Here is a 7,106-nt window from a genome sequence, read left to right on the forward strand (position 1 = left end):
ATCGTGCTCGGCAAGGGCGGCGCCACCATCAAGTCGATCGGCGCGGACTCGCGCAAGGAACTTGCGGAGATCACCGGTGTGCCGGTGCACCTCTTCCTGTTCGTCAAGGTGCGCGAGAACTGGGGCGACGATCCCAATCGTTACCGTGAGATGGGTCTCGAATTCCCAAAAGAATAGATAGCGAGCAAGATCAGGGAATAGCGAAAAGCTCATGAGCGATTCTGCCAAGCTGCCCAAGAACGTGTTCTATTTCGAGGTGATGCTTTATCTCTCGCTGATGCTCGATGCGGTGTCGATCGCGTTTCAGGATCGCACGCCCGACATGGACATGTCTGACACCACCATCGCGGCGGCGAATATCGTCGCGGCCGGACTGCTGCTGCTGTTCGTCTATCTGGTCTGGCTTGGCGCACATCGCCGCAAGAGCTGGCCGCGCTGGATACTGGTGGCGTCGCTGGTGTTTTCAGTGTTGTCACTGTTCCAGATCCTGGACTCCGACGGTTTGCAGTTCGACAGCGCCATCGAAATCATCTCCTGCACACTGACCGCCGTGGGGCTGTATTTCTCGTTCACCGGCGACGCGCGCGACTGGTTCAATGCGTAGAGCGCGTTAGCCGAAGGCGCGACCCACCGCTTGAAACGGCTTGAATTGGCGGATTATTCTTCGCTCATCCGTCTTCCGGGCAGAGGATTGAGCATGGTTGCCAGCGACAGCTTTGCCGAATTTCTGCACGAGCAGCTTGCTCCGCTCGGCCGCATCACGATGCGGCGTATGTTCGGTAAGACCGGCGTGTTCTGCGACGGGCTGATGTTCGGGATGGTGAGAGACAACACGCTCTACTTTCGTGTGGATGACGACAATCGAGCGGTGCTCAAGGAAGCCCAGTCCTTTCCGCCTCTCAATTACGAGAAGAAGGGCGGAATCATCGATCTTTCCTTCTGGCGTGCTCCGGAACGTCTGTTCGACGAAGCCGACGAACTTGTCACCTGGGCGCGAGCCGCGCTGGCGGCGGCACAGCGGGTTGCGGCGAAGAGAGAACGAGCAGCACCAAAGCGAAAATCAAAACCTCAATTATGAAGCTGGAATGCGCCCCTTAGCCGAAGGCGTACCCAGCCGCCTGAAACGGTTGATTTGACGGACGATGCTTCGCTCATCAGTCCTACGAAGTTGCCGGGATCATGCATAAGCCGCCTCGGCGGAGGGGCTGCGTTTGTTCACGATTTCGGCAATGGTTTGGGCGATATCGGCGCAGGCCGTCCGGGGATCGGTTTCGAACATCACCTTGCGGTTTGCGGCCCGCGCTTCTGCGTAGCGATCGTCAAGCAGCGCGGCGCGCAGCGCCTCGGCCGCGTCCGCATGGGTGGCTTCGATGCCCGGTGACGGCGCATCGCCATAGGCCATCCATATATTCGGATCGTTTTGCGCGGTTTCGTTCAGCATTAGCACCGGTCGATCCAGCAACAGATAGTCCGACAGCAGCGACGACTTGTCGGTGATCAACATGTCGAACTGGTTGAGCACAGGATAGATGTCGCGGACCGCGGGCAGCATGACGACGCCCGAGGCGGGCAGCAGGCCCCGATCGATCTTCGATTGATCGAAGGGGTGTGGCTTGACGAACAGCAACGGATTGCGATCGGCGACGCTGCTGAGCATGGCCGATACGATCTCCGGTCTCGCCCATAGAGGGAGGTCGCCGGCAGCGGAAAAAGTCGGCGCGCACAGCAGCCGAACGCCGCGATGCCGGCGCCATTCCGGTTGAAAGGTGACTGCGCCGATATTGTCGATCGCGGTGGGCTCGCGCAGCAAGACTTCATTGCGCGGCAGCCCGGCACGAAGAATGTCGCGGACGCCGAAGCTGGCGCGCCAGAATGCGTCGAAGCGGCGCGCCGGGCTGACCATCACGTCGATCGAACTGGCCCCGTGCAGTTGATCGACGTTCGACGGATTGAGCAGGTTCATGTAATCGGACAGCATCAGGTCGATCTTCTTGGTGCCGATATGGCCGACCCCGTGCCACAGTTGCAATCTGACTGCGCCGGCAAGCGCCGCGTCGAACACCGCCAGCCGCAGCGATTCATTCGGGTTGACGCAGTGAACCGCAACCGCGGCGGACAGCAACAGCGCGACGGTGCGGGAATGGTCCTGGCTCATGTCGAAAGCGACGAAGCCGTGAGATTTCAGCTCAGCAACCAGCGCGCTGTTGAACGAGCACCAGACCGGCGTGAATTGCGACTGGGAGTGTGCGACATGCGTGAACAAATATTTCGAATTGTCAACGAACTGATCGCGGCCGAAGAAAAGCACCATTCGCGATTTGCTTTTGCGACGCGACAGGTCGGCGAGATCGTAAGCCAGTTTGAGAGCGCGTATATCGTTATGTGTCTGTGTGAGTTCGCCGGTGAGGATGGCGAGCTTGCGCTCGAGAGTGGTGAATCGCGTGAGGGCATCTGCGTCCATAGATTAGTATCGATCTCGCACCGTCTCATCGTGGCGGTCTTCGGACCCGTTGCGGGCACATCGATCGCGACAAAAATTCCGTCATAATACGGAGCGGTCGATGAGATCAGGCGCGTACCCAACATGTAGATTTGTACATGATGTTACGTGATGTTACGGCTGCCTTGATCGGTAAAATCATGTAGACTCTGCACATGGAATGGACAGACGAAGGCATCATTCTCGGCGTACGGCGGCACGGCGAATCCAGCGCGATCGTCGAGCTGCTGACGCGCGGGCATGGCCGGCATCTCGGTTTGGTGCGAGGCGGTGCGGGCGCGCGGCTGCGGCCAGTGTTACAACCTGGAAACACTGTCAATGCAGTCTGGCGCGCGCGGCTCGATGAGCATCTCGGTTATTATCAGATCGAGGCGACGCGGATGCGCGCGGCCACCGTGCTGGCGTCCTCTTACGCGGTCTACGGCGTCACGCATCTGGCGTCGCTGGCGCGGCTGCTGCCGGAGCGCGATCCGCACGAAGACATCTATGAGATGCTCGAGCGTACGCTGGATGATTTCAACGATGCCGGAGAAGCCGCGATCCATCTGATCCGGTTTGAGCTCGCGATGCTCGGTGAGCTCGGCTTCGGCCTCGATCTTGAGAACTGCGCCGCCACCGGCTCGACCACCGAGCTGATTTATGTGTCGCCGAAATCCGGCGGCGCGGTGTCGCGTCAGGCAGGCGATCCCTGGCGCGATCGCCTGTTGCGGTTGCCGCCGTTTCTGCGCGCGTCGGAAGACGGCCGCAACAGCTATAGCGGACAGGATCTGCATGACGGCTTCGAACTGACCGGCCGCTTCCTGCTGCGCAATGTGCTGGAGCCGCGCGGGCAGGGCCACTCCGACGCGCGCGAGGGGTTCATCAACGCGGTGGCGAAATATCTGAAATTCTATGATCTGAATGCTGACACCTAACCACGCCGGTGGTTGCGGGTTTCCGTTGGGCTCATGCCGGTGAGCTGATGAAACATGGCGATGAAGGCCGACGTGCTGTTGTACCCCAGTTCGGACGCGATCCTCTGCACCGGATGACCGGCGTCGAGCAATGCGAACGCCGTGACCAGCTTCAGCCTTTGCCGCCACTCGCCGAACGATATTCCAAGTTGTAGTCGGCATCGCCGCGCAAAAGTCCGTTCTGTCGTATTCACTGTCGCGGCCCACGCGGCCAGCGAACGTCGATCGCCGGGCAGGGATCGCAGCGACGTCAGTACCGGTGCAAGCAGCGGATCGTCGGTTGTCGGCAGGTAGTTCTCGTGCCGCTTAGCGAGCCGCAACTGGTCCAACAGAACCTGGGCGAGCCGGCGATCTGCGACTGAAACCGGACCGGCGAGGTTGCGCGCCGCGAAGTCTGCGACAATGGCCTTGACGAGCGCGCTGAGCCTCAGCGTGCAGGGCGTCTCGGGCAGTCCGCGGCAAAGCTCGCGCCGAACATAGACTGATGCATAACGGATGTCGTGCAGGGTCCGTGAATCGTGCGCAACGCGCGGCGGTATCCATATCGCATAGGCCGGTGGCGACAGGTAGCGCTCGTTCGCAATGGTGAAGTCCACCACGCCGTTGACGGCATAGAGCAACTTGCCCCAGGCAGCACGCTGCGCCGGAAAGATCGTCCCAGCCGGAAAATCCACGATTCTGAATGAGATCGGTGCCGGGGGCGGACCGATCAGGCTGGGCGTCTCGCGGGGCATGTCCGAACTCCGAAACTGATTGTCCGAAATTCACTATATAGCGTTATTCAGACAGCGCGTACCGTGGTGTCGCGGGGGCCCACGAAGGAGTTCGCCATGATCGTCCATAACTGGGTTGATGTGCACGCGCATTTCACGCCACCAATGTCGCCGGAGCAGAGTGATGCGCGCTGGCAGGCGATGCGGGATGTCGGCTGGACTGGACCGAAGCCGCCGGATTGGAATGTGCCGGACACGCTGGACTACATGGATCGCGTTGGCATCGCGATGCAGATGCTCAGCAACATTCCGAAAGAGCTGGTTGCGCTTCGTGTCTCCAATGAGTATGGCGCATCATTGGTGGCGCGACATCCAACGCGGTTCGGTCTGCTCGCTGCATTGCCGACTGACGATCCCGATAGTGCGCTGGCCGAGATCGCGCGCGGCGACGGTCGGCTGAGGGCGGACGGCTTTGCGGTCACATGCTGTTACAATGGTGTTCATCTCAGCGATCCCCGCTTGGAGCCGATGTGGGCCGAACTTGACCGACGGCATGCGGTCGTGTTCGCACATCCCAATGCCTACGGACCGAGCTCGTTCGGGCGACCCAGTGCGCTGCTGGACGTCGCGTTCGAGACCGCGCGCACCGTCGTCGATATGGTGTATGCCGGCATCTTTCGCCGCTATCCGAACTTTCGCCTGGTGCTGGCGCATTGCGGCGCGGCGCTGCCGGCGCTGTCCGGGCGGCTCATGCTGCTCGGCACCGAGCCGTGGGTTCCGAATCCCAATGCCATCACCCGAAGCGAGATGCGCGAGCATCTTCGCAGCCTTTTCCTCGACACCGCGATGACCGGATCAGCGCACACGCTTGCCCCGGCGCTCGCCATGACGACGTGTGATCACATCGTCTACGGCTCGGACTGCGGCGTCCCCTGCACGGTGGAGGCGACGGCCGTCGCCAACATCGAGGCGTTGCTGGCATTCGCCGGGCTGACGCGGCAGGAGATCGAGCAGATCGGCCGGAATGCCCTGCAGCTGTTTCCGGCCGCGGCAGCACGGTTGCGGCTGGCCAAGCAGGCGGCCTCCGTTGCCGGGTCCGGACGCCGGTGAAAAGCTGCGGGTGGGGCCGGCCTTGCACGGTGATTCCCGTGGCAGCCGACACACCTGCACGGGTTCCACAGTGTCGCGATTCATTTCTTGCCCGATTCGCTTTCAGGCGCTAACCCGTCGCCATGGGAAAAAGACTGATTCCGCCGGAGCCGGCTGAAATCCACGAAGTGCAGCTGCGGGACGCGCTTGAAGAGCGCTATCTCGCCTATGCGCTTTCCACCATCATGCATCGTGCGCTGCCGGATGCGCGGGACGGCCTGAAGCCGGTCCATCGCCGCATCCTTTACGGCATGCGACTGCTGCGGCTCGACCCCGGCACGCCGTTCAAGAAATCCGCCAAGATCGTCGGTGACGTGATGGGTTCGTTCCATCCGCACGGCGACCAGGCGATCTACGATGCCATGGTGCGTCTCGCCCAGGATTTCTCGTCGCGCTATCCGCTGATCGACGGCCAGGGCAATTTCGGCAATATCGACGGCGATAGCGCCGCGGCCTATCGTTACACCGAAGCCCGCATGACCGACGTCGCGCGCCTCCTGCTGGAGGGGATCGACGAGGACGCAGTTGAGCTTCGGCCAAACTACGACGGCCAGACCAAAGAGCCGTCGGTGCTGCCGGGCGGCTTCCCCAATCTGCTGGCCAACGGTGCGCAGGGCATCGCGGTCGGTATGGCCACATCTATCCCGCCGCACAACGTCGCCGAACTCTGCGATGCGGCGCTGCACCTGATCGACAAGCCCGATGCGAAATCGAAGGCGCTGCTGCGCTGGGTGAAGGGGCCGGATTTCCCGACCGGCGGCATCATCGTCGATTCCAAGGAGTCGATCGCGGAAGCCTATATGACGGGCCGCGGCTCCTTCCGCACCCGCGCCAAGTGGCATCAGGAAGAGGGCGCGCGCGGCATGTGGGTCGTGGTCGTCACGGAGATTCCGTGGCTGGTGCAGAAGTCGCGGCTGATCGAGAAGATCGCCGAACTGCTCAACGACAAGAAGCTGCCGCTGGTTGGCGACATCCGTGACGAATCTGCCGAAGATATTCGTGTCGTCATCGAGCCGAAGACGCGCAACGTCGATCCTGAACTGGTGATGGAGTCGCTGTTCAAACTCACCGAGCTTGAGAGCAAGATTCCGCTGAATCTCAACGTGCTGGTCAAGGGCCGCATCCCCAAGGTGCTCGGCCTCACCGAATGCCTACGCGAATGGCTCGATCATCTGCGTGACGTGCTGCTGCGGCGCTCCAATCACCGCAAGGGCCAGATCGAGCACCGGCTCGAAGTTCTCGGCGGTTACCTGATCGCCTATCTGAACATCGATGAAGTAATTCGCATCATCCGCACCGAGGATGAGCCGAAGCCTGAATTGATGAAGGCGTTCAAGCTCACCGAGCTGCAGGCCGAGTCGATCCTGAACATGCGGCTGCGCAGCTTGCGCAAGCTGGAAGAATTCGAGATCCGCACCGAAGACAAGAAGCTGCGCGCGGAACTGAAGGGTATCAACGCGACTCTTGCGTCCGAGACCGAGCAGTGGGCGAAGGTCGGCGAGCAGGTGCGCCACGTCCGCGAGACGTTCGGACCGAAGACGCCGCTCGGCAAGCGCCGAACGATCTTCGCCGACGCGCCGGAGCATGATCTCGCAGCACTCGAAGAATCGCTGGTCGAACGCGAGCCGGTCACGGTGGTGATCTCGGACAAGGGCTGGGTCCGCACACTCAAGGGGCACGTTGCCGATCTCTCCGGCCTTGTCTTCAAGACCGACGACAAGCTCGGCCAGTCGTTCTTCGCCGAGACCACCTCGAAGCTGTTGCTGCTCGCCACCAACGGCCGGTTCTATG

8 protein-coding genes are annotated in these 7,106 nt (G+C 61.5%); 6 read left to right on the forward strand and 2 right to left on the reverse strand.

All coding sequences use genetic code 11. The features are described from left to right. The first annotated feature begins 3 nt into the window (after positions 1–3). The 3 genes from M0954_RS12465 to M0954_RS12475 all read left to right on the forward strand — a co-directional run bounded on the left by M0954_RS12465 (position 4) and on the right by M0954_RS12475 (position 1,078). Complete coding sequence (locus M0954_RS12465; RefSeq protein WP_297353537.1) at positions 4–177, forward strand: KH domain-containing protein; 174 nt, start codon at positions 4–6, stop codon at positions 175–177. Between the two features lie 34 nt (positions 178–211). Continuing rightward, positions 212–604, forward strand: coding sequence for a hypothetical protein (locus M0954_RS12470; protein ID WP_297353523.1), 393 nt, complete (start codon positions 212–214; stop codon positions 602–604). Positions 605–697: 93 nt separating this feature from the next. Continuing rightward, the gene (locus M0954_RS12475; RefSeq protein ID WP_297353525.1) at positions 698–1,078 is read left to right on the forward strand and encodes a TfoX/Sxy family protein; all 381 of its coding nucleotides are present in this window, start codon (positions 698–700) and stop codon (positions 1,076–1,078) included. Between the two features lie 99 nt (positions 1,079–1,177). On the opposite strand, the gene M0954_RS12480 is transcribed toward M0954_RS12475, so the two are convergent. Then, positions 1,178–2,461, reverse strand: a complete 1,284-nt coding sequence (locus M0954_RS12480) for a CDP-glycerol glycerophosphotransferase family protein (protein ID WP_297353527.1) — start codon at positions 2,459–2,461, stop codon at positions 1,178–1,180. A 194-nt stretch (positions 2,462–2,655) separates the two neighbouring features. Here M0954_RS12480 and recO point away from each other — a divergent pair, with 194 nt between their 5' ends. Beyond that, positions 2,656–3,414 (forward strand): DNA repair protein RecO, encoded by a 759-nt coding sequence (gene recO / locus M0954_RS12485; RefSeq protein ID WP_297353529.1) that lies wholly within the window; start codon positions 2,656–2,658, stop codon positions 3,412–3,414. On the opposite strand, the gene M0954_RS12490 is transcribed toward recO, so the two are convergent. After that, positions 3,411–4,187, reverse strand: a complete 777-nt coding sequence (locus M0954_RS12490; protein ID WP_297353532.1) for a helix-turn-helix transcriptional regulator — start codon at positions 4,185–4,187, stop codon at positions 3,411–3,413. The two genes, recO and M0954_RS12490, sit on opposite strands and share 4 nt — an antisense overlap. Before the next feature lie 96 nt (positions 4,188–4,283). On the opposite strand from M0954_RS12490, the gene M0954_RS12495 reads away from it, so the two are divergent. Further along, positions 4,284–5,276, forward strand: a complete 993-nt coding sequence (locus M0954_RS12495; protein ID WP_297353534.1) for an amidohydrolase family protein — start codon at positions 4,284–4,286, stop codon at positions 5,274–5,276. 122 nt (positions 5,277–5,398) lie between these two features. Further along, positions 5,399–7,106 (forward strand): DNA topoisomerase IV subunit A (parC, locus tag M0954_RS12500; protein WP_297353535.1); only part of this gene is annotated, 1,708 nt, incomplete at its 3' end.

Source organism: Paraburkholderia sp. (assembly GCF_026225065.1).
Classification (GTDB): domain Bacteria; phylum Pseudomonadota; class Gammaproteobacteria; order Burkholderiales; family Burkholderiaceae; genus Paraburkholderia.

Bases quoted from the DNA above. Each gene is read 5' to 3' on its own strand.
- M0954_RS12470 (WP_297353523.1), top strand. From the start codon at position 212: ATGAGCGATTCTGCCAAGCTGCCCAAGAACGTGTTCTATTTCGAGGTG.
- M0954_RS12475 (WP_297353525.1), top strand. From the start codon at position 698: ATGGTTGCCAGCGACAGCTTTGCCGAATTTCTGCACGAGCAGCTTGCT.
- M0954_RS12480 (WP_297353527.1), bottom strand. From the start codon at position 2,461: ATGGACGCAGATGCCCTCACGCGATTCACCACTCTCGAGCGCAAGCTC.
- recO (WP_297353529.1), top strand. From the start codon at position 2,656: ATGGAATGGACAGACGAAGGCATCATTCTCGGCGTACGGCGGCACGGC.
- M0954_RS12490 (WP_297353532.1), bottom strand. From the start codon at position 4,187: ATGCCCCGCGAGACGCCCAGCCTGATCGGTCCGCCCCCGGCACCGATC.
- M0954_RS12495 (WP_297353534.1), top strand. From the start codon at position 4,284: ATGATCGTCCATAACTGGGTTGATGTGCACGCGCATTTCACGCCACCA.